Below are 25,131 nucleotides of genomic sequence, written 5' to 3' on the forward strand. Positions count from 1 at the left end.
CCCCGGGGGCGAGCCCCGTACTGTTCGGGTCATGACCGAATTCACCGTGCCGATCACCGTCCGGGGCTACGAGACCGATTCGCAGGGCCACCTCAACCAGTCCGTCTACCTGCAGTACGCGGAGCACGCCCGCTGGGCGTACCTGGAGAACGCCGGCGTCCGCCAGGCCGATCTGCTGGCGAAGGGCGTCGGCCCGGTGGTGCTGGAGACGACGGTGCGCTACAAGCGGGAGCTGCGGGCCGGTGAGGACGTGGCGGTCAGCTGCCGCTTCGTGTGGGGCGAGGGCCGGACGTTCGGCGTCGAGCAGTCGATCGTGAAGGCGGACGGCACCCTGGCGGCGGAGGTCACCGCGGTCGGCGGCTTCCTCGACCTGTCGGCCCGCCGCCTGGTCGCCGACCCGCGCGAGCCGATGCGGGCGCTGGCCTCCGACCCGGCGGCCCTCGGCCTCTGACGGTTCACCAGCCGGGGGCCGCGGCCAGCAGCCGTTCGCGCACCTGTACGACGGCCCGCGGCTCCGCGGCCCCCGCCCGACGTACCAGCCACGCCGTGTTGATCGGCGGGTCCTCCGGTTCCAGCAGTGCCACCAGCGCCCCGGAGGCGAGGTCGGCGGCGCAGAGGTAGCGGGGGAGGACGCTGATCCCGGCCCCTGCGGCGACCGCGGCGACCACCCCGCGCAGGTCCGGCACCACGGCCGCGGCCGGCCCGGTCAGCCGGGTGCCGAACACGTGCCGCCAGTACCGGCGGGCGATCGGCAGGTCCTCGGCGTACGTCACCAGCGGGACGCCCCGCAGCGCGGCCGGTCCTTCGGCCGCCACCCGTCCGGGACCGATCCGGGCGGCCCAGGCGGCCCCCGCCACCAGCACGAACTCCTCGTCCGCCAGCGGGACGGCGCTCAGCGCCCGGCCGCGCGGCCGGGAGGTGGCCACCACCAGGTCGTACCGGCCGGCCCGCAGCCCGGCCAGCAGGTCGTCGGTGAGCCCGGCGGTGATCCGCAGCCGCAGCCCGCCGCCGACCAGCGGGGCGAGGGCGGGCAGTGCGCAGACACTGAGGAACTCGGCGGGCCCGGCGAGGTGCACCGGCTCGGCGCTGGCACCTTCGTCGGCGGTGCCCCGCTCGGCGACCGCGGCGAGGGCGTCCAGCGGCCCGGCGACCTCGGCGGCCAGGGCGTCGGCGACGGCGGTCGGCGCGACCCCGCGCGGCAGCCGTTCGAACAGCGGCCGGCCGAGCTGCTCCTCCAGGACGCGGATCTGTGCGGTCACCGTCGGCTGGGAGAGCCTCAGCATCCGGGCCGCGGCGGTGAACGACCCGGCGCGGTGCACGGCCAGGAAGGTCCGCAGCAGGCCGAGGTCGAGCGGTCCGGGGACGTCACCACTGGGCATGCCCGCAGCCTAGGGCGTGCGTGCGAGGGCCACGGCACCCGCCGGGGTGCCGCGGCCGTGTTGCCCGCCGGTGCCGGTCAGTCCTCCTGGTAGAGCGCCAGCGCCCAGATCACCCACATGTCCAAGGCGATGATCACGATGGCCCACAGGGGGTAGTAGGGCAGCCACAGGAAGCCCGCGATGGCGCTCAGCGAGGCGACCGCCATGCCCGTGTAGCGGGCCCATGCCATGCCGCGCAGCACGCAGAGGCCGACCAGGGCGACCACCGCCCCGAGCACGATGTGGATCCAGCCCCAGGCCGTCACGTCGAACCTGAACACGTAGTTCGGAGTCTTGACGATCAGGTCGTCCCGCGCGACGGCGACGATCCCCTGGAACAGGTCGAGGAGGCCGGTGACCAGCATGACCACACCGGCGAACAGCACCAGGCCGGTGACCCAGCCGCTGTTCTGACGAGGGGGCGGGCCCCCCGTGGCGGGACTCGGAGGGACGGAGGCGGAGGCCATGGCGATCTCCCTTTCGGAGACGTGCGGATGTCCCGACCGTCCGTCCGGTCGCGGCGGCCCGCCAACCGGGGTGGGCCGTCCGGGTGCCGGATGCGGGTTCCGCCGAGCGGTGCGACGGTGGTGGACGGACGTGCCGTACCGCCCCGCCCGGGTCGGAGTACGCCCGCTGTCGGGCTCGGGTGCACGCCCGTAGGGTCCGAACAGGGAAGCTGTTGACGACGCGAGAGGTGCCGCGGTGGCTCTGCACAAAGCTCAGGAACCGGCGGCCGACCCGGCCGTCGACATCTTCGCCTCGCCGCTGAGCGAGCGGCCCCTTCCCAAACGGTCCATGCCGGACTTCCCGTCGCCGCCGCCGGTGGTCTTCCAGCTGCTGCGCAACGAGCTGCTGCTGGACGGCAACGCCGCGCAGAACCTCGCCACGTTCTGCACCACCTGGGCGGACGACGAGGTCCGCCGCCTGATGGACCTGTGCCTGGACAAGAACATCGTCGACAAGGACGAGTACCCGCAGACCGCGGAGATCGAGTCGCGCTGCGTGAACATCCTCGCCGACCTCTGGCACGCGCCCTCCGAGGGCGACGGCAACGCGGTCGGCTGTTCCACCACCGGCTCCAGCGAGGCCGCCATGCTCTGCGGCCTCGCCCTGAAATGGCGCTGGCGCGACCGCCGACAGGCCGCGGGCCTGTCGACCGACCGGCCGAACCTGGTCTGCGGGCCGGTGCAGGTCTGCTGGGAGAAGTTCGCCCGCTACTTCGACGTCGAGCTGCGCCAGGTCCCGGTCGAGCCCGGCGCGACCGGCCTGCAGGCCCACCAGCTGCGCGAGTACGTCGACGAGAACACCATCGGCGTCGTCGCGATCCTCGGCGTCACCTACACCTGCACCTACGAGCCCGTCGCCGAGATCGCCGCCGAACTCGACCGGATGCAGGCCGAGAGCGGCCTCGACGTCCCGCTGCACATCGACGCCGCCTCCGGCGGGTTCATCGCGCCGTTCCTCCACCCCGACCTGGAGTGGGACTTCCGGCTGCCGCGGGTCGCCTCCATCAACGCCTCGGGCCACAAGTACGGGATGGCCCCGCTCGGCGTCGGCTGGGCGCTCTGGCGCGACCAGGACGCCCTGCCGGACGGCCTGGTCTTCCACGTCGACTACCTCGGCGGCGACATGCCCACCCTCGCCCTGAACTTCTCCCGCCCCGGCGGCCAGGTCATCACCCAGTACTTCATGTTCCTGCGCCTCGGCCGCGAGGGGTACCGCCGCGTCTACCAGGCCTGCGCCGACACCGCCCAGTACCTCGCCCGGCAGGTCGCCGAGATGGGACCCTTCACCCTGCTGTACGACGGCGCCGGCGCGCTGCCCGCCGTCTCCTACACCCTCACCGACCCGTCCTCGGTCGGCTGGAGCCTGTACGACCTCTCCGACCAGCTGCGCATGCGAGGCTGGCAGGTGCCCTCCTACCCGCTGCCGCCGGACCGCCAGGAGACCGTCATCCAGCGCGTCCTGGTCCGGCACGGCGTCGACCGGGACGAGATCGAACTCCTCGCCGAGGACATGCGGCGGGCCATCAAGCACCTCGACGAGGGCCACCCGCACGACTCGGCCCGCGTCGGCTTCCACCACTGAGTACGGTGGGGACGGGGAGAGCGAACAGGAGGCGGAATTGGCGGCCGATCACGGGACCGACAGGTACCGGCCCAGCCCGGTCGGCGAGCTGCTGCGCGAGCGGCCGCCGATGGCACGCGGGCTGCCGGAGTTCGACCCCGACCTGGCACCCGCCGAGCCGGGCCCGCTGTTCGTGGACTGGCTGGTCGAGGCGATCGAGGCGGGCGTGCTCGACCCGCACGTCATGACGCTCTCCACGGTCGACGCGGACGGGGTGCCCGACGCCCGGGCGCTGGTGCTGCGGGACGTCGACGCGGCCGATGGCGGCTGGGTGTTCGCGGCGGAGGCCGACAGCCCCAAGGGCCGCCAGCTGGCGCTCAGCCCGATGGCCGCACTGAGCGTGTACTGGCCGCCGCAGGGCCGGCAGATTCGCATCCGCGGCTCCGTCGAAGCGGCTTCGCCGGCGGTCTCCGCGGACGAGTTCCGCGGGCGCTCGCCCGGTGCCCGGGTGGCCGCCCTGGTCGGGCGGCAGAGCGAGCCGCTCGGCTCGCTCGCCGCGTACGACCAGGCGGCCGACGAGGCCCAGCTGCTGCTGGAGGCCGACCCGGAGCTTGTCGCGGCCGGTCACACCGTGTACACCCTGCGGGCCCAGGAGGTCGAGTTCTGGCAGGGCGACCCGGTCCGCCGTCACATCCGCCTCCGCTACACCCGCACCGGCGAAGGCATCGGCCGCACGGCCTGGACCAGCACCCTCCTCTGGCCGTAGCGCCGGTAGGCACTCGGGGCGCCGGATCAGGGGCGCGTGGGGGCACCTCCCGGCCGGAGGCCGGGGGAGAACTGCGCGGGCCGGATGCCGAAGGGGTGCGGTGCACTCTCCGCGCGCCGCACCCCTTCGCCGCTGCGGCCGACCGTCAGGCGGCCGTGCCGGCCAGTACCTTGCCCGCCGGGTCGGGCTCCGGCTCCGCAGCCGCCGGGACGGGCCGCCGCAGGCCCTTCAGCAGGATCACCAGGCCCGCCGTGACCACCGTGCCGGCCCCGATCGCGATCAGGTACAGCACCGGGCTGCCGATCAGCGGCAGCACCCAGATGCCGCCGTGCGGGGCCCGCAGCGTCGAGCCGAAGGCCATGGTCAGGCCGCCCGCGACCATGCTGCCCGCCATCGCCGAGGGGATGACCCGCAGCGGATCGGCCGCCGCGAACGGGATCGCGCCCTCGGTGATGAACGAGGCCCCGAGCACCCAGGCCGCCTTGCCGTTCTCCCGCTCCTCGCGGGTGAACAGCCGCCGCCGCACGGTCGTCGCCAGCGCCAGGCCCAGCGGCGGGGTCATGCCGGCCGCCATCACCGCGGCCATCACCTTGAGGCTGCCCGCGTCCGGCACCGAGCCCGCGGTGGTGAGCGCACCGGCCGCGAAGGTGTACGCCACCTTGTTCAGCGGGCCGCCCATGTCGAAGGCCATCATCGCGCCCAGCAGCAGGCCGAGCAGGATCGCATTGGTGCCCGACAGGCCGTTCAGCCAGTCCGTCAGCCCCTTCATCGCGGTGGCGATCGGCGAACCCAGCACCACGAACATCAGGAAGCCCACCGCGGCCACCGACAGCAGGGGTATCACCACCACCGGCATGATCCCGGCGATCGCCCGCGGCACCTTCCAGCCGGTCATCCAGCGGACCAGCAGACCGGCGATCAGACCGGTGACGATGCCGCCGAGGAAGCCCGCCCCGACCGTCACCGAGACCGCGCCGCCCACGATGCCGGCCGCCAGCGCCGCCCGGTCCGCGATCGCGTACGCGATGTACCCGGACAGGATCGGCACCAGGAAGGCGAAGGCCGCCGCGCCGGTCTGGAAGAGCAGCGCCGCCCAGCTCTGCTGGGACGCCCAGTCGAAGTGGCCGACCACCGACGGCGCCGAGGAGATCTTGTACCCGCCGAGCGCGAAGCCCAGCGCGATCAGCAGACCGCCCGCCGCGACGAACGGGATCATGTAGCTGACGCCGGTCATCAGGTAGCCGCGCAGCCGCTTCGCCCAGTGCTCCTGCCGCTGCACCGGTGCCGGGGCGGCCGCCGGCCGCTCCGCACGTGCCGGGCCCGCGGCGGCCAGCGCCACCGCCTCGGCGACCAGCTCGTCCGCGCGGTTCACACCCGCCTTCACCCCGACGTCCACCGTCGGCAGGCCGGCGAACCGGGCGCGGTCGCGGACCTCCACGTCGTGCGCCAGGATCACCGCGTCCGCGGCGGCGATCACCGCCGGGTCCAGCGGGGTCGAGCCCGCCGAGCCCTGCGTCTCCACGTGGATGGTGGCACCGGCCCGGGCCGCGGCCTGCTCCAGCGCCTGGGCCGCCATGTAGGTGTGCGCGATGCCGGTCGGGCAGGAGGTCACCGCGACCAGCACCGGGCCGCCCGCCGAGGACACGGGGGCCGGTGCGGGCGCCGGTGCGGCGGTCGCCGCGGGCTCCGGCGAGGGGGCCGGTTCCTCGTCGTTGACCAGGGCGGCGACCGCGCTCGGGTCGGTCGCCGAGCGCAGCGCACCGGTGAAGTCCGGGTCCATCAGCCGGCGGGCCAGCGAGGCCAGGATCTGCAGGTGGGCGTCGTCCGCGCCGTCCGGGGCGGCGATCATGAACACCAGGTCGGCCGGGCGGCCGTCCGGGGCGTCGAAGTCCAGGCCGCGGGAGCTGCGCCCGAAGGCCAGACTCGGCCGGGTGACGTGGGCCGAGCGGCAGTGCGGGATGCCGATCCCGTCGCCCAGGCCGGTCGGCGCCTGCGCCTCGCGGGCGGCCACGTCGGCGAGGAAGCCGTCGAGGTCGGTGACCCGGCCCTCGGCGGCGAGCCGCTGGGCCAGGGCGCGGAGGGCCTCCGCCTTGTCGTCGGGGGCGAGGTAGAGATCCACGAGCGCAGGTGTGATCAGTCTGCCGTTGTCGCTCATCGTGTCGGTCCTTCACCAGTCGTGCACAGGTGCGTGGTCGGTTCCTGTTGCCCCCAGGTCCTTCCGGTCGGCCGTCCGGGACGGCCGGTGCGCATCTGCGGCCCTCGCGGCCGCGCGCGGTTCAGCGGCCCAGTGGCAGCTCCCTCGGCACGTCGGCGGTCACCACGACGGTGTCCGGTTCCAGGTCGGCCGGGATCGGCATCACACTGCCCGGCAGCCGGACGGCGGCCGCGCCGTGCGCCAGCGCGGAGGCCAGTGCCTTCGGGCCGATGCCGCCGGCGCTCAGGAACCCCGCCAGCGAGGCGTCGCCGGCACCGACGTCGCTGCGCACCTCGTCCACCGGGGCGGTGCCGTACCAGGCGCCCTCCTCGGCGACCAGCAGCATGCCGTCCCCGCCCAGGCTGGCCAGCACCTGCTGGGCGCCGAGCTCGCGCAGCCGGTGGGCCGCGTCGAGGGCCGCGCCGAGGGTGGCGATCGGCCGCCCGACGGCCTCGGAGAGCTCCTCCCGGTTGGGCTTGACCACGTCCGGGCCGGCCGCCAGCGCGGCCAGCAGGGCCGGTCCGGAAGCGTCCACGGCGATCCGGGCGCCGCCCAGGTGGGCCTCGGCGACCAGGTCGGCGTACCACTCGGGCGCCAGGCCGCGGGGGAGGCTGCCGCAGCAGGCCAGCCAGTCCACGTCCGCACCGGCGGCCTGCCGCCGCACCGCGGCGAGCAGCGCGGCCGACTCCTCGGGCGTCAGCCGCGGGCCCGGTGCGTTGACCTTGGTGAGCGGGCCGCCGCGCTCGACGATCGAGACGTTGATCCGGGTGTCGCCGGAGACCGGGACGGCCGCCACGTCGATGTCCTGCCGGTGCAGCAGCTCGGCGAGCAGCCGGCCGGGGGCGCCGCCCAGCGGCAGCACGGCGGCGGTGCGGTGGCCGGCCGCGGTGAGCGCACGGGCCACGTTGACGCCCTTGCCGCCCGGGTCGAGCCGGTCCCCGGTCGCCCGGTTGACCTCGCCGCGGGCCAGCTCGGGCAGCTCGTAGGTGCGGTCGAGGCTGGGGTTGGGGGTGATGGTGACGATCATGCGCGGATCACTTCCGGTCCGAGTTTTTCGATCTCTGCGGCCTGCTTGGCGGTCAGCCCGGTGTCGGTGACCAGGACGTCGACCTGCTCCAGCGAGCCGAACCGGGCGAAGTGCCGGGCGCCGTACTTGGAGGAGTCGGCCACCAGCACGATCCGGCGCGCCCCGGTGACCATCGCCCGCTTGACGGCCGCCTCGGCGAGGTCGGGCGTGGAGAGCCCGCCCTCCGGCGAGAAGCCGTTGGTGGCGACCACCGCCACGTCGGCGTGGATGTCGGCGAGAGCCCGCAGCGCCCAGTCGTCCACGGCGGCGTGGGTGCGGTGCCGCAGCCGGCCGCCGATCAGGTGGAGCGCGAGCGAGGGGTGGTCGGCCAGCCGTGCCGCGACCGGCAGCGCGTTGGTGACCACGGTCAGCGTGCTCTCGATCGGCAGCAGCGCCGCCAGCCGGGAGACGGTGGTGCCGGCGTCCAGCAGCAGGCTGCCCTCGGCGGGCAGCAGGGCGAGCGCGGCGCGGGCGATCCGCTCCTTCTCGTCCGCGGCGGTGGAGTCCCGCTCGGCGAGCCCGGGCTCCAGGTGCAGCGCTCCGGCGGGCAGCGCACCGCCGTGCACGCGGCGCAGCAGCCCGGCCCGGTCGAGCGCACTGAGGTCGCGCCGGATGGTCTCCTGCGTGACGTTGAACTCCTCCGCCAGCGAGGGGACGTCGACTCGGCCCCGGGCTTGGGCGAGCTGCAGGATCTGCTGCTGACGCTCTGGAGCGTACATGTGGGATCGGGTCCGTTCATGTCTGTTTACGCCTGGTTGACTCCGACGATACGCCCGCGGTGCCTAAAATCAAGAGTCCGAACATGTGGGATTTCTGCCCGATTGCGTTGACACTGGACATGAACCGGGCGTAAAACCAAATGCAACCCACCCGGCAACGGGTGCGTCACCCCCGATCACCCGGTACCCGCGGCACGCCCCCACCGCCGGTACCGGGCCGGCGGCCGACCGCCCACCCACCCCACCGAAGGGACAGCACCATGCCCCAGCTCCAGGTCACCGTCGGCGCGCAGAGCGGCCTGCATGCCCGCCCCGCCTCCCTCTTCGTCCGGGCCGCCGCCCGGCAGAACGTCAAGGTCGGCGTCGGCCGCCCCGGCCAGACCCCCGTGGACGCCCGCAGCCTCCTGTCGGTGCTCGCCCTCGCCGCCGGCCACGGCGAGACCCTCGAACTCACCGCCGACGGCGACGGCGCCCAGGACGCCCTCGGCGAACTCGCCGCGCTGCTCGCCGACGACCTGGACGCCGTCCGGTGAGCACCGCACCGCTCGCCGGGATCGGCGTCGGCAGCGGCAGCGCCGCCGGAGCGGTCGCCAAGGCCGCCCCGGCACCCGTGCTGCCGCCGCCCCGCCCGGTCACCGACCCGGCCGCCGAGACCGCCGCCGTCCGCGCGGCGCTCGCCGAGGTCGTCGCCGACCTCGAGGCGCGCGCCGCCCGGGCCGGCGGGACGGCCGCCGACGTCCTCACCGCCCAGGCGATGATCGCCGCCGACCCCGTCCTCGCCGACCGGGCCGCCGAACTCGTCGCCACCGGCACCGACGGCCCGCACGCCGTCACCGGGGCGTATGCGGCCTTCCGCACCGCCCTGCTCGCCGCCGGCGGCTACTTCGCCGAACGCGCCGCCGACCTCGACGACCTGCGCGACCGCGCGGTGGCCCGGCTGCTCGGGCTGCCGATGCCCGGCCTGCCCGACCCCGGGCACCCGTACGTCCTGGTCGCCGACGACCTCGCACCGGCCGACACCGCCCTGCTCGACCCCGAGCGGGTGCTCGCCCTGGTCACCGTCCGCGGCGGCCCCACCAGCCACACCGCCGTCCTCGCCAAGGCCCTCGGCCTGCCCGCCGTCGTCGGCTGCCCCGGCGCAGCCGGGCTGCAGGACGGCCGGCAGGTGCTCGTCCTCGCCGCCGAGGGCACCGTCCAACCCGACCCGGGCCCCGAGGACGTCCGCCGCGCCGCCGAGGAGCAGCGGCGCCGCCGCGAACGGGCCGCCGGCGCCACCGGGCCCGGCCGCACCGCCGACGGACACCCCGTCGCGCTGCTGGTCAACCTGGGCGCCCTGCACGAACTCGACGGCGCGGCCGCCGCCGACTCCGAGGGCGTCGGCCTGTTCCGCACCGAGTTCCTCTACCTCGACCGCGAGCAGGCCCCCACCGTCGAGGAGCAGACCGCCGCCTACCGCACCGTTTTCAAGGCCTTCGCCGGCCGCCGGATCACCGTCCGCACCCTGGACGCCGGTGCCGACAAGCCGCTGCCCTTCGCCACCGCCGCCGACGAGGAGAACCCCGCGCTCGGCGTGCGCGGCCTGCGCACCGCCGCCCGCGACCCGCAGCTGCTGGAGACCCAGCTCGCCGCGATCGCCGAGGCCGCCCGCAGCACCGGCGCCGACGTCCGGGTGATGGCGCCGATGGTGTCGCTGCCCGCCGAGGCCGCCGCCTTCGCCGCCCGGGTCCGTGCCCACGGACTCCCCGCCGCCGGGGCCATGGTCGAGGTGCCGGCCGCCGCACTGCGCGCCGAACGGCTCGCCGGCGTCTGCGACTTCCTCAGCATCGGCACCAACGACCTCGCCCAGTACGCCTTCGCCGCCGACCGCACGCTCGGGGCGCTCGCCGACCTGCTCGACCCCTGGCAGCCCGCCCTGCTCGACCTGGTCGCCGCCACCGCGGAGGGCGCCGCGGCCCGGGGCGTGCCGGTCGGAGTGTGCGGGGAGGCCGCCGCCGACCCGGACCTCGCGCCGGTGCTGGTCGGCCTCGGCGTCACCGGCCTCTCCGCCGCACCCGCCTGCCTGCCCGAAGTGCGGGCAGCCCTCGCCGACCGCACCCTGGCCGACTGCCGCCGGCTCGCCGCCCTCGCCCGCACCGCCCCCGACGCGGCCACCGCACGGGCCCGCGTCCGCGAGGCCCTCAGGACGCCGGCCAGCTGACCGACGGGCTCCGGGTCTCTCCGGTCAGCCGCGCCAGGCGGGGGCGGTGGCCAGGGCCTTGAGCCGGTCCAGGTCCAGGGCGGGGGTGCCGGGCAGGAAGGTCCGGGCGTCGGGGCCGTTCCACTCGGAGACGGTCACCCGGGTGCCGTCCGGGTGGAGCGCCTCGGCACCCCACTGCACCTCCGGGCCGTCCGTCGCGTCGGACTCCCGTTCGGCGCGGACCACCACGGCGGTGCCGTCCGCGGTGTGCGTCAGCTCCGGGCCGCGGCCCGACTCGAAGACCGTCCGCGGGTCGTCCCGGCCGCCCTGCTGCCAGTGCGGGTCCACGGTGACCGCGAGCCAGCTCGTCCGGCCCTCCAGGGTGACCTCCAGCCGGACGGTGCCGGGCCGCCCGGGTCCGTCCGCCGGCCCCGCCACCGCACCGGCCGGCAGCAGCCCGGTCACCGTCCCGTGCAGGGCGGACGCCGGTGGGGTCGAGACCCCGGGCTGCGGCGGGTCGGTCACCCGCACACCGCCGAAGCCGACGTCCCAGGCACTGCTCTGCAGCACCGCGGTCGCCTGCTCGCCGGTGATCGGGGGCTCGCCCTGCGCGCTGCGGTTGAACGAGTCGATCCGCACCTGGCGCCCGTCCGGGTGGGTGTACGTCGCGATCATGGTCTTGCCCATCCCGGCCTGCTCCGGCAGCAGCACATTGACCATCAGCACCGAACCGTCCGGTTGCACCGTCCGGCTGCAGCTCTCGGTCGCCCGCTCCGACGGGTCGAAGCAGTGCGCACCGCGGGAGGACTCGGTCACCGGCGTGGAGATCCGGTCGAGCGAGAGCGTGATCGGCCCCGCGCCGCGCGCCGTTTCGATCTCGACGACGCCGGACGGCCCTCCCCGGACACTGCTCTCCTCCCCGGTGAAGCCGAGGGCATTGGTGATCCGGCCGCCGGGCAGCAGGGAGACCAGGGAATCGCGCATGTACTCCGCGGTGACCGTCGACCAGGGCTGCGCCGCAGCCCCTTGGTCACTGCGCAGCGCCGGCACGGAACCAGCGGCCAGCAGCGCCACGGCAGCCGCGGCCCCGGTCAGCACGGCGGCCCGGCGCCGCCTGCGGCGCCGCACACCGCGTTCCGCCGCACCCTGGGCGAAGGCGAAGGCGTTCGGCTCGGGGGCCAGTTCGGCCGCCGACCGCAGGGCGACGGTGAAGTTCTCCTCGACGGGCATCCTCGTACTCCGCATCCTTGCGTACTGCTGGTCGTCGTCAGGGGTGGACGAGCTCGTCGAGCTCCTCGCCGAGCACGGTCCGCAACCGGGCCAGCGCCCGGCTGCTGCGCACGCGCACCGCGCCCGGACTCAGCCGCAGCACCGCCGCGGTCTCCTCCGCGCTGCGGTCCTCCCAGTAGCGCAGCACCAGCACCGCCCGGTCCGGCGGCGGCAGTTCGCCGAGCGCCCGCAGCAGCGTCACCCGCAGCGCATGGTCCGGGGCGGCCACCGCCGGCTCGGCGAAGGTGTCCGTGACGTGCTCGGTGCTGCTGCGCCGGCGGCGCCACGACAGGAAGGTGTTGACCAGGACGGTCTGCGCGTACCCGGCCGGGTTGGCCATCCGGGAGACCTTGCGCCACTGCCCGAACAGCCTGCCGAGCGCCTCCTGGGCGAGGTCCTCGGCGAGGTGCGCGTCCCCGCCGGTCAGCAGGTAGGCCGTTCTGATCAGGTGGCGCCCCCTCGCCGCAGCGAAGTCGATGAAGGCCGGCGGTTCGGTGGGCACCGGGCGCGTCGTCGTTGTGCGGTCCATGACTTTCCAACGCGGTGGGACAGCCGTTGCGTTACAGCGGCCGGGTGTCGGCGTGGGCTGGCAGACTGTCAGGTCGAGCCGAGGGGGAGGAGTGCCGATGGCGGGGGACGGTGGCGCGACGGGCAGCCCGGCGCAGCGTCAACTCGTGTATGTGGAGCAGGAAGTGAGCAGTCAGCTGCGGATCCGCACCCGGCGCAGGAACGCGGACCGCAAGCGGGCGTTCGGCCTGCAGATCTCCACGGTGGGCCTGTCGGCGGTGATCACCGTGCTGCTCGGGGTGCAGGTGGGGGAGCCGGCCCGGCAGTGGCTGGCGGACGTCGCGCTCGGGCTCGGTGCGGCGATCACCGTGCTCGCCGCCTGGCAGACGTTCTTCTCGCACCGCGCCCTGTGGCTGCAGCGGGCCGACACCGTGCACCGCCTCGGCGCGCTGGAGCGGCGGCTCGCCTTCCACCGGGCCGGGCTCGGCGACGGGGAGCCCGACCCGGTGCAGGTGGCCGCATTCCTGGCCGAGTACGAGGAGATCGCCCAGGCCGACCACGACTCCTGGACACGGGTGCGGAGCGCGTCCGACCCGCAGGTGGCCCTGCCGTCCGTGCCGCCCGTGCCCCCGGTGCCGCCGCAGGCCGTCGAGCGCGGCAGCGCCTGAGAGCGGGCCGGGCAGCCACCGGGGGCCGCAGGCGTGGGTCAGACCGTGGCGCCGATGCGGGCTGCGAGGTGGGCGGGGAGCGGGTAGGGCGTCTCGGCGGGGATCAGGGCGTCGGCCTGGTCGATGCGGCCTTCCCTGGCCAGGGCGCGGACTTCGTGGGCCAGTGCGGTGACATCGTCGATGCCGGTGATCCACTCGTCCACGTAGCCCCGCACCGCGGGCCCGGAGAGGCCGAGTTGGAGCGCGCGGTGCTCCAGCGGGGCGAGCGTGGTGGAGCGTTCCGGGTCCCACTGCACGCGGACGGGGCTCGCCGCCAGCTCCGCCTGCCACTCGGCGCGGGAGGCGTGCCGGTCGCGGTCCTGGTGGCTCAGGCAGGACTGCGCAAGGGCGGACTCGAAGCCCGCCCGGGTGATCCGGACGGCCAGCACCCGCTCCTGGCCGGGCTTCCCGGCCCAGCCCGAGCGGTACATCATCCACCGGAACGAGGGCTTGATCCAGGTCATCCGCTCCCGCTTGAACGGCGGCACGAAGGTGCCCGCGGCGAGCGCCGCCTCGGCGATCTCCGGCGGGTAGGCCTGGTAGACGACCAGGGTCCGCTCGTCGTGGACGGCTCGGACGCCGCGGAACGGTATGTCGGTCACTCGGACTCCAGGGATCGGTGGGGCGCGGTCGGGCGGCGGGGCCTGCGGCCGTCAGAGGTCGCCGATCGCGGCGACATGGTGGCCGCCGCCCGCGCTGCAGGCCCAGACGGCCGTGCCGGACGGGGCGACGGCGGCGTGCAGACCGAGGCGGTGGGCGGGGCAGACGGGCCGGACGCGGCGGTCGCGTTCCATCAGGCTCTCCTGGACGTGGGCGGCGACGGCCGTCGCCGGGTCGCGGCCGCAGGAGGCGGGGAGGCCGCCGCCGTGCAGCCAGGCGTCGCCCAGGACGACGCCCGCGGACGGTGGGAACCACCCGTCCTGGACGACCAGCCGGGCCCCGTCGCGGAGGCCGTGGGCGCGCAGGTCGCGGACGACGGGCACCAGCGCCTGCCGGAGGGTCTCCAGCAGTTCCGGGGCCAGGTCGAAGCCGGGTTCGAAGCCGCTCTCCGTCAGCAGTTCCCGGGCCAGGCCGGAGAGCTCGGCGGGCGGGATGTCCCCAGGTCGGCGTTCGACCGCCTCGCGGACGGCCGGGCCGTCGCCGCCCCGGGCGAGGAGTTCGCAGGCCAGCGCGGCGACATCGGCCGCGTCGAGCGGGTGCTCGCCGCGCAGCGCGCGGTGGAGCCGCGCGCAGAGGGCGTCGATCGGGTCCTCCATCAGTGGGCGGCGGCCCAGTGTGCGGGCCGGTCGAGGCCGGCGGGGAGCCGGGTGGCGGCGTCGCCGCGGGCCGCGTTGAGCTGGGACTGGGTGAGGAAGATCGCGCCGGTCAGGTCGGCCCCGCACAGGTCGGCGTCCCGGAGGTCGGCTCCGATGAGGTCGGCGCTGCGCAGGTCGGCCCGGCTCAGGTCGGCGGCGATCAGGTACGCGCCGCGGAGGTTGGCGCCGCGGAGGTTCGCGCCCTTGAGCCTGGCGCCGATCAGGTCGGCGCCGCGGTGGTTGCGGGTGCGGCCGGGCACGCCGGCGCGGACGAGTTCGCCGACCCGCAGCAGCAGGGTGTTGACCTCGTGGCGCAGGGCCGGGACGTCCAGCGCGGTGAGTTCCTCGGCGCTGCCCAGGCTGAGGCGCTCGGTCCGGTCGAAGGCGCGCCGGAGTTCGGGGTGGACGGGCCGGGCGGCGGGCAGCGTCAGGCCCTCGGCGAGGTAGTGCAGCAGCTCCTGGAGCTGGCGCACGACCGGGAAGACCGCGAACATCTGCCGCGCGGAGCCCGGGTGCTGCCGCCAGTCGTCGCCGCCGAAGGTGATCTGGGAGACCTTCTGGCCGGCGCCGAAGCACTCGAAGACGGTGCAGCCGCGGTAGCCCCGGTCGCGCAGCTGCGTGTGGATGCCGCAGCGGAAGTCGGCCTTCAGATTGCCGCAGGGGGTGCCGGCGTCCTTGTTCGCGGCGAAGTCGGCGGAGGCCGCGAACGGGAGGGCGACGCAGCACAGGCCGAAGCACCGCGAGCAGTCGGACCGCAGGTCGGCGCCGTCCGGGAGGGGAGCGGGGGAGGGCTGCTGGCGGGACAACGTGCGTCGTCTCCTCGGTGCGGAGGTGCTCTGGACGTGCACATTCTCGCCGATCGCCCGGGGCGGGCTCGAATCGTTTCCCGCCGCGGGCGTCACTCCCCGTCGAGGAGGACCTGGAGCTGCTTGAGCTTGCCGGTGGTGGAGACGACGGCGGTGACCTGCTGGGAGCCGGTCACCCCGGCCTTCCGGGCAGCCTGGACGAACTTCTCCAGTTCGTCGAAGGTCAGGTTCTTCGAGGCTCCGCTGAACTTCAAGGGAACTGTCATACCGTCATTGTGCGCGGGGTCGGGCGCGGGCGGCCGGTGGCCGAGGCGCGTGTCGGGCAGGCGTGTTGGGCGCGGATACGGGCTTCACGCCCCGTACAGGGCCGCGAGCCGGGGAAGGCGCCGCTCGGTCGCCTCGTCGTCGTCGAAGTCCCACTCGAAGACGATCTCCGGGTACCGGATCGAGTAGCAGTCGCCGGACATCTGCTCACCGGTGGCGGCGAGATGGGCGTCCCAGGCCAGGCCGAGGGTGCTCTCGCACTCCAGGTCCTCGTCCCGTTCGGCGGCCTCGCGCACGCTCCGCAGCCCGGCGAGCGTGTCCGGCGCGGCGACGGCCTGCTCGAAGGCCTGCTGCCCGCAGGTGATCAACCAGCCGCGGAAGTAGTCGAAACCGTCGTCCGAGCAACCTCCGTTGATCACGTACGCGGCGCCCCACAGCCCGCCGCGGTAGGAGTCGGCCATCAGGTCCCAGAGGATCTGCTGGGCGGCGATGATGTCCTGCCGCGGGCGGGCGGCGAGCAGGGCGGTGGCGCGCTCGACGACGGCCTCGGCGTCCTCCGGGGCGGGCCGGCGGGCTTCTTCGATCAGGTCCCAGAACTGCTGCTTGTCCATGCCGCGGAGCATGCCGCACGCCTCTGACAACGCCCCGGCGGGGACGAGCGCTCCGGCGGGCGGTGCTCAGCCGGCGTCGAGGGCGGCGCGGATCAGGGCGGCGGTCTCGGCGGCGTGCGCGTCGTCGCGGTAGCGCGTCCGCGGCCAGAAGAAGCCGCGCAGGCCGTCCTTGGGATTGCGCGGCACCACGTGGACGTGCAGGTGCGGCACCGACTGGCTGATCCGGTTGTTGGCGGCCACGAAGCTGCCCGCCGCCGCCATCGCCGACTCGACGGCCCCGGCCAGCCGTTGGACGCGTGCGAAGTACGGCCCGATCTCCTCCGGCAGCAGGTCGGTCAGGGTGGGTACGTGCCGCGGCGGCACCACCAGCACATGGCCGGGGAACAGCGGCCGGTGGTCCAGGAAGGCCACCGCCGCCCCGTCCTCGAACACCCGGTGGGTGTCCGCACCACCGGCCACGACCTCGCAGAAGATGCAGCTCATGCCGGTGATTGAAGGCCATTCGGCGCCCGGACGGCCGCAGGGTCGGCGGCGTGTCGCATCCGGTCGTACGCCGGGTCGACCGTGCCGAACAGGCGGTCCCAGACGGTCGTGTAGAAACCGAAGTTGACGCTCGCGTCGAGGTGGTGGCCGACGTGGAACATCGGCAGCGCCACCCAGCGGAACAGCGGCCACCGCCGCACCCGGGCCGGCAGCGGCTCCACCCCGAGGTGGCCGAGCAGTCCGAAGACCAGGTTGAGCACCAGGTATCCGCCGAGGGCCGGTACGGACAGCTCCCACACCATGAGCACGGCCAGCCAGGCACCGCCGAAGCCCGCCACCTCCAGCGGGTGCAGGGCGAACAGCGTGGCCGGACGCGGGTCCGGGAAGCGGTGGTGCATCTCGTGCGCCAGCCGGTACAGCCGCCGCCGGTGGGCGATCCAGTGCGCGGCATACATCAGCGCGTCCATGACCAGCGTGAACGCCGCCAGTTCGAGCAGCACCCCCGGCCCGGCCGCGGTGGACACCGTGATCCAGCCGGCCTTCCACAGCGCCCATCCGGCCACCCCGACAGCACTGTTGAGCAGTACGGCCACCGCCACCAGCGCCGCCTCACCGGCAGTCACCGGGCCCGGCACCGGCGCGACCCGGCGGTACCCGTACCGGCGGACCAGCCACCCGCCCGCCAGCAGCGCCGCCACCAGCAGCCCCACGTTGAACACCAGCGCCCCGGCCGCCACCTCGCCCGCCCCCAGGCGGCCGACCCACCCCAGGAATCCGTCCATCGCCCCAGCCTGCCACGGCCCCGCGACAGGAGATCCGGCGGGAGGGGGAGCCTGTGAGCGGCAGTCACAGGATGATCGCCTGCCTGGTCGGCCCGCGGCCGACGGCACACGATGGCCCGGCCGAGTTCCGTCGACAGAAGGATGTGAGGGCCGTGAGCAGTGTGTCCGCGTCGCCGCCGACCGCCGAAGAGCAGGCCGGGACGTTCGAACGACTGCGCTACGCCGGGGTGTTCCTGCTGCTGTTCCTGTTCGGCACGGAGACCTTCCTGGTCTCGCCGCTGCTGCCGACCATCGCCGGCTCGATCCGGGTGAGCGAGGCCGCGGCCGCCTCCAGCGTCACGGCCTACGTGCTGGTGTACGCGGTCTTCGCGCCGTTCCTCGGGCTGGTCAGCGACCGCTTCGGACGGCGGCGGACCCTGATCGCCGGGACGCTGCTCTTCGTGCTCTCCAACGCGGCGGCGGCGCTCTCCACCGGGCTGACGCTGCTCGTCGTCTCCCGGGCCGTCGCAGGGCTGGCGGCGGCCGCGGCCGGACCGGCGATCTGGGCGCACATCGCGGAGACCGCGCCGGAGGGCGTCCGGGGGCGGGCCCTGGGGCTGGGCATGGCGCTGTTCTCCTGCGGCCAGGTGATCGGGGTGCCGCTCGGCGGATTCCTTGCCGGGCTCGCAGGTTGGCGCTCGGCGTTCTGGGCGCTGGCGATCGGGACGGCGGCTGCGGTGCCGCTGCTGCTGAAGCAGGTCGGGGGCGGGGCGGCCGCGGCGTCGGTGCCCGGTGGCGGTGGTGCGGTGCGGGCGGTGCTCGCGGGGTGGGCCGATCCGGCGCTGCGGCGGGCACTGCTCGTCAACACCGTGTTCCACGCGGCCAACCTGGGCGCGTACACCTTCCTCGGCGCGCTGCTGGTGGCACGGTTCGACCTGTCGGTGCAGGCGCTCGGGCTGGTGGGTGTGCTGGTCGGTGCGGGCAGTGTCGCGGGGTCGCTGCTGGGCGGACGGCTCGGGGACCGGGCGCGGGCCGCAGGGCGGAGCGGGCTTCCGCTGCTGCCCCTGTGGGGAGGCCTGCTGGCGGCCGGTACCGGACTCGCCGCGGCCGGGCCGGGGCTCGTCCTCGCGCTGGTCGGGGTGGTGGTGTGGTTCCTCGCCTCCGGCGGTTTCGTGACGGACCAGCAGACGCTCGCGGGCACGGTGGCACCGGAGCTGCGGGCCACCTCCAGTGCCTGGCTGACCTCGACGATGTATGCGGGGACGGGGGTCGGCGCGTGGGCCGTGGGGGCCTTCGCGGATGTCGCGGCGGGGGTCGTGGTGGTGGGGGTCGGGCTGGGGTTGGCGGCGGCGGTCGGGGGATGGGCACTTCGGCGCGGTTCGCCGCGCCCCTGAGGGCGTCGCCGCCGTGGTGCCCTCAGCCCGTGCTGCGGAGCGGGTGGGTGGTGAGGGCGGTCATGCGGGTGTGGTCGGCGGGGGTGGCGGGGGTGAGGAGCAGGACGAGGGCGGTGGGGTCGTCGACGGGGTGGAAGGAGGAGAGGGTCAGCCGGATCGGGCCGATGCCGGCCGGCTCGACGGTGACGGTACGGGCCGTGAGCTCCGCCACGGAGTGGCATCCCCACCAGTGGCGGAGCTCCGGTGCGTCGCTGTCCAGGTGGCGGTAGACCTCGCCGGTGCGGGGGTCGGCGAGGGCGGGGCCGGCCTGGGCGCGGAAGTGCTGGAAGACGTTCATGGCGAGCGGCTCCCAGTCGTGCAGGACGGAGCGCAGGTGCCGGTCGGCGGCCATCAGCCACATGAGGTTGCGCCGGTCGGCGGGGACGGCCTCGGGCGGGCCCCAGAGGGCGGTCCAGGGGGCGTTCCAGCCGAGCAGGTCGAAGTGGCGGTCGAGCAGGACGGCGGGGCTGGCGGGCCAGGAGTCCAGGACGGGCTGGACGGCGGCGGAGAGCCTGTCGGCGCCGGTGTCGCCGCCGGGGGTGGCCGGTTCGTGGTAGCCGGCGAGGCGCATGGCGTGCCGCAGGCCGGCCGCGTCGAGTCGCAGGGCGCGGGCGACGGCCTCCAGGACCTGCCGGGAGGCGGCGACCCGGCCCTGTTCCAGCCAGGTGTACCAGGCCAGGCCCACGCCGGAGAGCGAGGCGACCTCCTCGCGGCGCAGCCCGGGGGTGCGGCGGCGGGCGGTGGTGGTGAGGCCGACGTCGGCGGGCTTGAGCAGTTCGCGGTGGGCGCGCAGGAAGGCGCCGAGTTCCTGGCTGGCGACGGGAGTTGACACGGTTGGCTCCTCGGCCGGGCGGTGCGGTTCACATCCAGCGTAGGGGCGGCCCGCCGGGTGCCGTGGGAGGTCCGGCGCCCGGCGGGCCGCATGGTGACGGTTCGTCAGGGCGTGGTGAGCTGCCAGAGCCGGACGGGCATCCGGCTGACGTGGCCGCGTTCGTTCTGGCGCTGCCAGGCGCTCTCGCCGACCGCGCGGAAGAAGTCGGCGCGCTGCCCGGCGGGGACGAGCCGGCTGTAGTAGTCGCCGAAGGTCGCGGCGTGGAAGTGGGCGTACTGCTCGGCGCTGTCGACGGTGACCACCGCGTCCCGCTCCAGGTGGCCGGCGACCGCGAGGTGCGGGCGCAGCACCCGGGCGAGGTCGTCGGCGGTGCGGGTGCGGGTGGCGATCGGCAGGGTGCCGGCGCGGGCGAAGAGTCCGGGGACTTCGCCGCGGTCGGCGCCGAGGGCGGTCAGGGCGTCGCGGACGATCTCGTCCTCGCCGCCGAGGCCGTGCTCGTCGCGGGCCGGGTGGTAGGTGGTGAGCAGGAAGCGGCCGCCGGGGGCGAGGTGCCGGCCGACCCAGGCGAAGACGCGCTCCTCGTGCGGGAAGAGCCAGTGCAGGACGGAGGTCATGGTGACCACGTCCGGGCGCAGCGGGAGCGCTTCGGGGTCGGTGAGGTCGGCCTGGTGGAGGACGGTCCTGGCGCCGTACGGGCGGAGGCGGTCGGCGGCCTCGGCGATGCGGTGCTCGGAGCGCTCCAGGCCGGCGGCGAGCTGCAGCGAGGGGAAGCGTTCGAGGGCGGCCTGCAGCAGCTGCCCTATGCCGCTGCCGAGGTCGACCAGGGACCTCGGATCGTCGGGGAAGAGGTCGAGCACCCAGTCGCGGTCGTGCACCTGGCGCAGCCGGCTGGCGTCTGCGTACCCGGCGAGGGTGCGGGACTGGATCTCGACGGCGGACGCGGTCACGGCCTGGCCTCCTGGGGGTTGTCGACGAGCTGCAGCAGCCGCGTGCGGGCGGCGCTCTGGTCGTAGCGCTTGAACAGGTTGATCCGGTTGCGGGCGAGGTCGCCGCGGTGCACGTACTCGTAGAGGTCCTGGCGCTGGCCGAAGCCGTCGCCGGTGAGTTCCCAGGCGAGCCGGAACAGGCGGGACTTGCGCTCGGCGTCGATGCCGCGGCCGCGCATGTAGCGGTCGAGGTGCGGGCGCAGCCGGGGGTTGGCGAGGTCGCCGGCGGTGGGCTGCATCAGCAGGCCGGAGGCGCCGATCCGGCGGACGATCGCGACGGCCTCGGCCGCGACCTCGGCGGACCACACCCGGGAGGCGGCGGTGTCGCCCGGCGCGAACAGGCCGCCGTCGGTGAGGCCGCCGCGGGCCTCGGCGGCGTCCAGGAAGTACTCGGTGAGCTCGGCGTACCCGGCGAGCCGGCCGAGGTCCTCCTGGACGTTGCGGAAGCCGTCCACGCCGATCGACTCGGCGACCAGGGTCGCGGTGGCGAGCAGGGCGCGCAGCCGCTCCCGGTAGCGGATGTGGCCGACGTAGGCGCTCCAGGCGTTGATCCGGCCGAGGCCGATCCGGGCGAGGCCGGCGTCGCGCAGCAGCAGGACGCGGTCCCAGGGGACGAGGACGTCGTCGAAGAACAGCATCGCGTCCTGCTCGTCGTACCGGGCGCCGAGCGGGTGCGCATGGCCCCAGGGGGCGCTGCCGAGCGGCTCCCGGGCGAGGGTGACCAGACCCGGCGTGTTCAGCGGCAGCGCGAACCAGACCACGAACTGCTCGCCGCGCCGCTGCGCGAACGAGGCCGACAGGTAGACCAGCACCTCGTGGGCGAGCGGCGCCAGGGTGGTGAGCTGCTTGGCGCCGCGCACCACGATGCCCCGCTCGTTCTCCTCCAGGACGCGCAGCGCCAGGTCGGGCTCGTCCACCGGGTCGGCGGAGCGGTCGATCTGCGGGTCGCCGAGGGCGTGCGACAGGACGAGGTCGTTGGTGGCGCAGTACCGGTACCAGGCCTCGGCGTTGGCGCCGAACCGAGGGTCGTTGCCGGCCAGCCGGTGCCGGAAGTCGTACACGCCGACGGCGATCGAGGCCATGAAGGCGGGGGAGCGGCCCTGCTGGCCGAGCGCCTCGGCGTGCCAGAACTCGGCGCTGCGCCGCTGGAGGTGCAACTCCTGCAGGGTGCGCGGCGGTTGGTAGGCCCGGGCGAGCCGCAGGCCGGTCGCCGGGTCCTTCCAGGTGAGCAGGTCGCGGTGGTCGGGGTCGTGCTGCAGGTCGAGCAGCCGGGCGAGTTCGTCGGCGGCGGGCCGGAAGGCGGGGTGTTCGGCGGGGTTGCCGATCCGCCTGCCGTCCAGGTAGAGCTCGCGCCCGTCGTCGAGCTCGGCCCGGTACCGGTCGCCGGTGAGCAGGCCCCGCGCGGTGGCGGGGGTGTCCAGCAGGGTCATGCGCCAACTCCAGGTGAGGGATGGGCGAGTGTGCGGTACTGGCCGTCGTGGTAGAGCAGCGGTGCGCCGTGGCCGGTGTCCGCGGCGGCGACCCGGCCGACCAGGACGGCGTGGTCGCCGCCGGGCAGCACGCCGTGCAGCCGGCAGTCGAACCAGGCGAGCGCGGCCTCCAGGACGGGCGCACCGGTGGCCTCCGCGCGCATCGGCACGGCGGTGAACCCGCCGAGCGCCCGGCCCGCGCCCGGGGTGGCGAACCTCCGGGCCACCGCGATCTGCCGGTCCGTCAGGACGGAGACCGCGAACCGGCCGCTGCCGCGGACCGCGGCCACCAGCGGGCTGTGCCGGGCGACGGCCGCGCTGACCAGCAGCGGGTCGAGCGAGAGGGTGCAGAACGAGGAGACCGTCTTGGCGAAGACCTCCTCGCCGGCCAGGGTGGTGAGGACGGCGACGCCGGTGGTCCAGCGGCGGGCGGCGGCCCGGAAGGCGTCCTCCCGGGTCGGCGCCGGCGAGGCGGGCACGGAGTGGGCGGGGGCGCTCACCGCAGCCCCACCCGGTAGGCGCGCAGCCACTCGTCGACCTGCACGAGGTGGTCCAGGCCGCCGACCGGGTTGGGCGCCGTCCGCGGGCTCGGCAGCGGCCGGCCCTCGGCGAGCAGCCGGCGGACCAGCGCCCGGTCCACCAGGTCGAAGACCGGGGCGTTCGGGTCGGCGAGCAGTTCGCGGGCCCGCTCGGTGAGCACCTCGGTGTAGCGGACGGCCGGGGTGGACGGGTAGCCGCTCTTGGGCCGGTCGGTGACCTGCGGCGGCAGCAGGTCGCGCACGGCGTCCCGCAGCAGCCCCTTGGAGCGGCCGCCGGGTGCCTTGAACGCCCAGGGGACGTTCCACAGGTACTCGACCAGCCGGTGGTCGCAGAACGGCACCCGGACCTCCAGCCCGACCGACATGGACACCCGGTCGACCCGGTCCAGCAGCGGCGGCAGCCAGCGGGTGAGGGCCAGGTGGAACACCTCCCGCACCTTCGCCTCCCCGGCGGACTCGCCTGCCAGGCGCGGCACTTCGGCGAGGGTGCGGCGGTACGCCTCGGCGGTGTACTCCTCGGGCCGGACCTCGGCGCGCACCTCGCGGCGCAGCAGCGCGGCCGGCGTGGTGCGGCCGTGCAGCCACGGGAAGGTGCCGGAGGCCAGTGCGGCCGGGTCGTGGAAGTACGGGTAGCCGCCGAAGATCTCGTCCGCGGCCTCGCCGGAGAGCGCCACCGTGGAGCGGCGCCGCACCTCGCGGAACAGCAGGTGCAGCGAGGCGTCCATCTCGCCCCAGCCGGGCCGGTCGCGGGCGCGCAGCACGGCGTCCCGGGCCTCCAGCAGGTCGTCGTCGGGGACCAGGACGGAGGTGTGCAGGGTGCCGATGTGCCCGGCGGCGGCCTGCACGTACGGGGCGTCCGGGGTGGTCCGCCAGGCGTCGGGGGTGCGGTCGGCGCTGCCGGGGAAGTCCACCGAGAAGCTGGTGATCTTGCCCTGGCCGGTCCGCTCCCGGGCCGCGGCGGCCAGCGCGGTGATCGCACTGGAGTCGACCCCGCCGGAGAGCAGGGTGCACAGCGGCACGTCGCTGATCAGCTGGCGCTCGACCGCGTCGGCGAGCAGCGCGCGCACCCGCTCCCGGGTGGCCTGCTCCCCGTCGCCGTGCGGACGGGACTCCAGGGCCCACCAGCGCAGTTCACGGGTCGCGTGCCGGGTGACGGCGACCAGGTGGCCTGGCCGGACCTCGCGCAGGCCGCGGAACAGCCCGTGGCCCGGGGTCGGCGCGGCGGGCAGGGCGAACAGCTCGGCGACACCCTCCGCGTCCAACCCGGCGGGCAGCAGGGGATTCGCGAGCAGCGCCTTCGGCTCGGAGCCGAACAGCACCCCGCTGCGGTGCGCGTGCCAGTACAGCGGCTTGATGCCGAGGTGGTCGCGGACGAGCAGCAGCTCCTCGCGGCGGACGTCCCACAGGGCGTACGCGAAGATGCCGTTGAAGCGGCGGGGCGCCTCCCGGCCCCACTGGAGGTGGGCGCGCAGCACCACCTCGGTGTCCGAGCGGGTGCGGAACACATGCCCCAGGGCCTCGAGTTCGCGGCGCAGCTCCAGGTGGTTGTACAGCTCGCCGTTGTAGCCGAGCACCGCGCCGGGCTGCGCGGTGTCGCTCCGGTCGGTGTCGGTCTGCGGCTGGGCACCGCCGTCCAGGTCGATCACCGACAGCCGGCGGTGGCCGATCGCGGCGTGCCGGGACAGCCAGACGCCGTCGGCGTCCGGGCCGCGGCAGGCCAGGGTGGCTGTCATCTCCCGTACCAGGCGCTCCTGGTGGCGCAGGTCGGTGTCCCAGTCGAGCCAGCCGGTGACTCCGCACATCAGGACTCCCGGGGTTCGTCGTCGTCGGCGGTGGTCGGCCGGTCGGGCCGGACGGCCTCCCAGCGGCAGCCGTGGCCGGTCGGGCCGCTGCGCAGCCGGTGCGCCGGGCGGTAGCCCTTGGCGCGGATGTTGGCGGACAGCGCCTCGGTGCAGTACGTGCACGGGGAGGCGAGGGTGAGGCGGACGCCGCTGCGGCGGGCCTTCTCCCGGTAGTCCCAGATCGCGCAGTGCGTGATGGTGAGCGCGGCGCGCTCCGCCACGGGCGGCGCATCGTCGTCGAACTCGTAGTCGGAGCCGTACAGTTCGGCCTGCCGGGCGATCCGGTGGATCGGGTCCGCGGCGCCCCGGCCGAGATCCGGCTCGACCTCCCGGTGCACCTCGGCGTTGGATCTCGCCCAGGCCGCCAGTACCTCCTCGCCGTACCGCGCGACCAGGAAGCGCTCCATCAGCGCCTGGCCCCGGAAGAACACCCGCTGCCACTCGGCGGCAGGGGCGGTCGCCGGATCGGGCAGGTCGGCGAAGATCTCCGCCTGCAGGGCGAACCAGTCGGTCAGGTGGACCTCGTCGCCCCGCGACACCAGATAGCGGGTGAGGCCGGCCTCGGCCTCGTGCAGGCGGCGTCGCCACAGGGCCGAGCGCTCGGCGTCCGGCATCGACCGGTACGGCGAACGCGGCGGATCGGGGCGGTCGGCGCCGCCCTGGGCGGCGGCGAGCACGGCCGTGGTCGCGGGCGGATGTGCGATGGCGCCGTCGGACGCGTCACCCATCGGGCTCTCCCTTCGGCTGGACGTGGTGCGGCCCACGCTACGAATCACCGAAGCACCGTCAGAAGCCCCGAACGGAGCCACCCGGGGCGACGATCGGCGCCCCGGACTGCTCCGAAGGTCGCCTTCGGGGGCAAGTCACAAGGGGCGCGGGGGAACTGCACCGACCTGGGGGAAGCACCCAGGGGCGCGGGGAA

27 protein-coding genes are annotated in these 25,131 nt (G+C 75.1%); 7 read left to right on the top strand and 20 right to left on the bottom strand.

All coding sequences use genetic code 11. From position 1 onward, the window contains the following. Positions 1-31 precede the first annotated feature (31 nt). Positions 32-451 (top strand): acyl-CoA thioesterase, encoded by a 420-nt coding sequence (locus tag ACQ614_RS27540; RefSeq protein WP_431681431.1) that lies wholly within the window; start codon positions 32-34, stop codon positions 449-451. A 4-nt stretch (positions 452-455) separates the two neighbouring features. Here the strand turns inward: ACQ614_RS27540 and ACQ614_RS27545 are convergent, their stop codons facing one another. After that, positions 456-1,379, bottom strand: a complete 924-nt coding sequence (locus tag ACQ614_RS27545; protein WP_431681432.1) for a LysR family transcriptional regulator — start codon at positions 1,377-1,379, stop codon at positions 456-458. 77 nt (positions 1,380-1,456) lie between these two features. Then, the gene (locus ACQ614_RS27550) at positions 1,457-1,885 is read right to left on the bottom strand and encodes a DUF7144 family membrane protein (protein ID WP_431681434.1); all 429 of its coding nucleotides are present in this window, start codon (positions 1,883-1,885) and stop codon (positions 1,457-1,459) included. Positions 1,886-2,120: 235 nt separating this feature from the next. Between ACQ614_RS27550 and ACQ614_RS27555 the strand changes: the two genes are divergently transcribed. Together ACQ614_RS27555 and ACQ614_RS27560 are read left to right on the top strand one after the other, a co-directional pair. Next, on the top strand, positions 2,121-3,506 hold the full coding sequence (locus tag ACQ614_RS27555; RefSeq protein WP_431681436.1) for a glutamate decarboxylase: 1,386 nt from the start codon (positions 2,121-2,123) through the stop codon (positions 3,504-3,506). 37 nt (positions 3,507-3,543) lie between these two features. Beyond that, on the top strand, positions 3,544-4,251 hold the full coding sequence (locus ACQ614_RS27560) for a pyridoxine/pyridoxamine 5'-phosphate oxidase (protein WP_431681437.1): 708 nt from the start codon (positions 3,544-3,546) through the stop codon (positions 4,249-4,251). 145 nt (positions 4,252-4,396) lie between these two features. Here the strand turns inward: ACQ614_RS27560 and ACQ614_RS27565 are convergent, their stop codons facing one another. The 3 genes from ACQ614_RS27565 to ACQ614_RS27575 form a co-directional block, all read right to left on the bottom strand. Beyond that, on the bottom strand, positions 4,397-6,406 hold the full coding sequence (locus tag ACQ614_RS27565) for a PTS fructose transporter subunit IIABC (protein WP_431681439.1): 2,010 nt from the start codon (positions 6,404-6,406) through the stop codon (positions 4,397-4,399). Positions 6,407-6,527: 121 nt separating this feature from the next. Then, entirely contained in the window at positions 6,528-7,472 is a 945-nt protein-coding gene (pfkB, locus tag ACQ614_RS27570; RefSeq protein WP_431681441.1) for a 1-phosphofructokinase, read from the bottom strand. Then, complete coding sequence (locus tag ACQ614_RS27575) at positions 7,469-8,230, bottom strand: DeoR/GlpR family DNA-binding transcription regulator (RefSeq protein WP_363488208.1); 762 nt, start codon at positions 8,228-8,230, stop codon at positions 7,469-7,471. Before ACQ614_RS27575 ends, pfkB begins: the two co-directional genes overlap by 4 nt. A 260-nt stretch (positions 8,231-8,490) precedes the next feature. On the opposite strand from ACQ614_RS27575, the gene ACQ614_RS27580 reads away from it, so the two are divergent. Together ACQ614_RS27580 and ptsP are read left to right on the top strand one after the other, a co-directional pair. Then, entirely contained in the window at positions 8,491-8,763 is a 273-nt protein-coding gene (locus tag ACQ614_RS27580) for an HPr family phosphocarrier protein (protein ID WP_431681443.1), read from the top strand. Beyond that, the gene (gene ptsP / locus ACQ614_RS27585) at positions 8,760-10,427 is read left to right on the top strand and encodes a phosphoenolpyruvate--protein phosphotransferase (protein ID WP_431681444.1); all 1,668 of its coding nucleotides are present in this window, start codon (positions 8,760-8,762) and stop codon (positions 10,425-10,427) included. Before ACQ614_RS27580 ends, ptsP begins: the two co-directional genes overlap by 4 nt. Before the next feature lie 24 nt (positions 10,428-10,451). Here ptsP and ACQ614_RS27590 read toward each other — a convergent pair whose 3' ends face one another. Next, positions 10,452-11,636 carry a hypothetical protein gene (locus tag ACQ614_RS27590; protein WP_431681445.1) on the bottom strand — a complete coding sequence of 395 codons (1,185 nt, stop codon included), beginning with the start codon at positions 11,634-11,636 and terminating at the stop codon, positions 10,452-10,454. A gap of 37 nt (positions 11,637-11,673) precedes the next feature. Continuing rightward, positions 11,674-12,177 (bottom strand): SigE family RNA polymerase sigma factor, encoded by a 504-nt coding sequence (locus ACQ614_RS27595; RefSeq protein WP_431681447.1) that lies wholly within the window; start codon positions 12,175-12,177, stop codon positions 11,674-11,676. A gap of 124 nt (positions 12,178-12,301) precedes the next feature. Here ACQ614_RS27595 and ACQ614_RS27600 point away from each other — a divergent pair, with 124 nt between their 5' ends. After that, positions 12,302-12,850 carry an SLATT domain-containing protein gene (locus ACQ614_RS27600; RefSeq protein ID WP_431681449.1) on the top strand — a complete coding sequence of 183 codons (549 nt, stop codon included), beginning with the start codon at positions 12,302-12,304 and terminating at the stop codon, positions 12,848-12,850. A gap of 38 nt (positions 12,851-12,888) precedes the next feature. Here ACQ614_RS27600 and ACQ614_RS27605 read toward each other — a convergent pair whose 3' ends face one another. The 7 genes from ACQ614_RS27605 to ACQ614_RS27635 all read right to left on the bottom strand — a co-directional run bounded on the left by ACQ614_RS27605 (position 12,889) and on the right by ACQ614_RS27635 (position 17,130). Further along, positions 12,889-13,491 carry a DUF4291 domain-containing protein gene (locus tag ACQ614_RS27605; RefSeq protein ID WP_431681451.1) on the bottom strand — a complete coding sequence of 201 codons (603 nt, stop codon included), beginning with the start codon at positions 13,489-13,491 and terminating at the stop codon, positions 12,889-12,891. Between the two features lie 51 nt (positions 13,492-13,542). Then, positions 13,543-14,145: a hypothetical protein gene (locus ACQ614_RS27610; protein ID WP_431681452.1), complete on the bottom strand. Its 603-nt coding sequence runs from the start codon at positions 14,143-14,145 to the stop codon at positions 13,543-13,545. Further along, a complete protein-coding gene (locus tag ACQ614_RS27615; RefSeq protein WP_431681453.1) occupies positions 14,145-14,990 on the bottom strand; it encodes a pentapeptide repeat-containing protein in 846 nt (281 codons plus the stop codon). The genes ACQ614_RS27610 and ACQ614_RS27615 overlap by 1 nt, the downstream gene beginning before the upstream one ends. Positions 14,991-15,082: 92 nt before the next feature. Beyond that, positions 15,083-15,256 (bottom strand): hypothetical protein, encoded by a 174-nt coding sequence (locus ACQ614_RS27620; RefSeq protein ID WP_431681455.1) that lies wholly within the window; start codon positions 15,254-15,256, stop codon positions 15,083-15,085. A gap of 84 nt (positions 15,257-15,340) precedes the next feature. After that, entirely contained in the window at positions 15,341-15,865 is a 525-nt protein-coding gene (locus tag ACQ614_RS27625; protein ID WP_431681456.1) for a DUF4240 domain-containing protein, read from the bottom strand. Between the two features lie 66 nt (positions 15,866-15,931). After that, positions 15,932-16,348 (bottom strand): HIT family protein, encoded by a 417-nt coding sequence (locus tag ACQ614_RS27630; RefSeq protein WP_431681458.1) that lies wholly within the window; start codon positions 16,346-16,348, stop codon positions 15,932-15,934. After that, positions 16,345-17,130: a sterol desaturase family protein gene (locus ACQ614_RS27635; RefSeq protein WP_431681459.1), complete on the bottom strand. Its 786-nt coding sequence runs from the start codon at positions 17,128-17,130 to the stop codon at positions 16,345-16,347. Before ACQ614_RS27635 ends, ACQ614_RS27630 begins: the two co-directional genes overlap by 4 nt. A gap of 152 nt (positions 17,131-17,282) precedes the next feature. Between ACQ614_RS27635 and ACQ614_RS27640 the strand changes: the two genes are divergently transcribed. Continuing rightward, a complete protein-coding gene (locus ACQ614_RS27640) occupies positions 17,283-18,503 on the top strand; it encodes an MFS transporter (RefSeq protein ID WP_431681461.1) in 1,221 nt (406 codons plus the stop codon). Between the two features lie 22 nt (positions 18,504-18,525). Here the strand turns inward: ACQ614_RS27640 and ACQ614_RS27645 are convergent, their stop codons facing one another. From ACQ614_RS27645 to ACQ614_RS27670, 6 genes are all read right to left on the bottom strand, one after another. After that, positions 18,526-19,374, bottom strand: coding sequence for a helix-turn-helix domain-containing protein (locus ACQ614_RS27645; protein WP_431681463.1), 849 nt, complete (start codon positions 19,372-19,374; stop codon positions 18,526-18,528). Positions 19,375-19,478: 104 nt separating this feature from the next. Continuing rightward, positions 19,479-20,321, bottom strand: coding sequence for a class I SAM-dependent methyltransferase (locus ACQ614_RS27650; protein ID WP_431681464.1), 843 nt, complete (start codon positions 20,319-20,321; stop codon positions 19,479-19,481). Beyond that, complete coding sequence (locus tag ACQ614_RS27655; RefSeq protein ID WP_431681466.1) at positions 20,318-21,790, bottom strand: 4-hydroxyphenylacetate 3-hydroxylase family protein; 1,473 nt, start codon at positions 21,788-21,790, stop codon at positions 20,318-20,320. The genes ACQ614_RS27650 and ACQ614_RS27655 overlap by 4 nt, the downstream gene beginning before the upstream one ends. Continuing rightward, entirely contained in the window at positions 21,787-22,329 is a 543-nt protein-coding gene (locus tag ACQ614_RS27660) for a flavin reductase family protein (RefSeq protein ID WP_431681467.1), read from the bottom strand. The genes ACQ614_RS27655 and ACQ614_RS27660 overlap by 4 nt, the downstream gene beginning before the upstream one ends. Next, a complete protein-coding gene (gene asnB / locus ACQ614_RS27665) occupies positions 22,326-24,170 on the bottom strand; it encodes an asparagine synthase (glutamine-hydrolyzing) (RefSeq protein ID WP_431681469.1) in 1,845 nt (614 codons plus the stop codon). The genes ACQ614_RS27660 and asnB overlap by 4 nt, the downstream gene beginning before the upstream one ends. Beyond that, a complete protein-coding gene (locus ACQ614_RS27670; protein WP_431681470.1) occupies positions 24,170-24,937 on the bottom strand; it encodes a hypothetical protein in 768 nt (255 codons plus the stop codon). The genes asnB and ACQ614_RS27670 overlap by 1 nt, the downstream gene beginning before the upstream one ends. Between the last annotated feature and the right edge of the window lie 194 nt (positions 24,938-25,131).

This window comes from Kitasatospora dryopteridis (genome assembly GCF_050749075.1).
GTDB lineage: Bacteria > Actinomycetota > Actinomycetes > Streptomycetales > Streptomycetaceae > Kitasatospora.

What these genes read in the sequence shown, in the direction of transcription:
- ACQ614_RS27590 (WP_431681445.1), bottom strand. Translation starts at nt 11,636, where the DNA reads ATGCCCGTCGAGGAGAACTTCACCGTCGCCCTGCGGTCGGCGGCCGAA.
- ACQ614_RS27545 (WP_431681432.1), bottom strand. Translation starts at nt 1,379, where the DNA reads ATGCCCAGTGGTGACGTCCCCGGACCGCTCGACCTCGGCCTGCTGCGG.
- ACQ614_RS27600 (WP_431681449.1), top strand. Translation starts at nt 12,302, where the DNA reads ATGGCGGGGGACGGTGGCGCGACGGGCAGCCCGGCGCAGCGTCAACTC.
- ACQ614_RS27575 (WP_363488208.1), bottom strand. Translation starts at nt 8,230, where the DNA reads ATGTACGCTCCAGAGCGTCAGCAGCAGATCCTGCAGCTCGCCCAAGCC.
- ACQ614_RS27540 (WP_431681431.1), top strand. Translation starts at nt 32, where the DNA reads ATGACCGAATTCACCGTGCCGATCACCGTCCGGGGCTACGAGACCGAT.
- ACQ614_RS27565 (WP_431681439.1), bottom strand. Translation starts at nt 6,406, where the DNA reads ATGAGCGACAACGGCAGACTGATCACACCTGCGCTCGTGGATCTCTAC.
- ACQ614_RS27610 (WP_431681452.1), bottom strand. Translation starts at nt 14,145, where the DNA reads ATGGAGGACCCGATCGACGCCCTCTGCGCGCGGCTCCACCGCGCGCTG.
- ACQ614_RS27635 (WP_431681459.1), bottom strand. Translation starts at nt 17,130, where the DNA reads ATGGACGGATTCCTGGGGTGGGTCGGCCGCCTGGGGGCGGGCGAGGTG.
- ACQ614_RS27630 (WP_431681458.1), bottom strand. Translation starts at nt 16,348, where the DNA reads ATGAGCTGCATCTTCTGCGAGGTCGTGGCCGGTGGTGCGGACACCCAC.
- ACQ614_RS27655 (WP_431681466.1), bottom strand. Translation starts at nt 21,790, where the DNA reads ATGACCCTGCTGGACACCCCCGCCACCGCGCGGGGCCTGCTCACCGGC.
- ACQ614_RS27580 (WP_431681443.1), top strand. Translation starts at nt 8,491, where the DNA reads ATGCCCCAGCTCCAGGTCACCGTCGGCGCGCAGAGCGGCCTGCATGCC.
- ACQ614_RS27670 (WP_431681470.1), bottom strand. Translation starts at nt 24,937, where the DNA reads ATGGGTGACGCGTCCGACGGCGCCATCGCACATCCGCCCGCGACCACG.
- ACQ614_RS27625 (WP_431681456.1), bottom strand. Translation starts at nt 15,865, where the DNA reads ATGGACAAGCAGCAGTTCTGGGACCTGATCGAAGAAGCCCGCCGGCCC.
- asnB (WP_431681469.1), bottom strand. Translation starts at nt 24,170, where the DNA reads ATGTGCGGAGTCACCGGCTGGCTCGACTGGGACACCGACCTGCGCCAC.
- pfkB (WP_431681441.1), bottom strand. Translation starts at nt 7,472, where the DNA reads ATGATCGTCACCATCACCCCCAACCCCAGCCTCGACCGCACCTACGAG.
- ACQ614_RS27550 (WP_431681434.1), bottom strand. Translation starts at nt 1,885, where the DNA reads ATGGCCTCCGCCTCCGTCCCTCCGAGTCCCGCCACGGGGGGCCCGCCC.
- ACQ614_RS27620 (WP_431681455.1), bottom strand. Translation starts at nt 15,256, where the DNA reads ATGACAGTTCCCTTGAAGTTCAGCGGAGCCTCGAAGAACCTGACCTTC.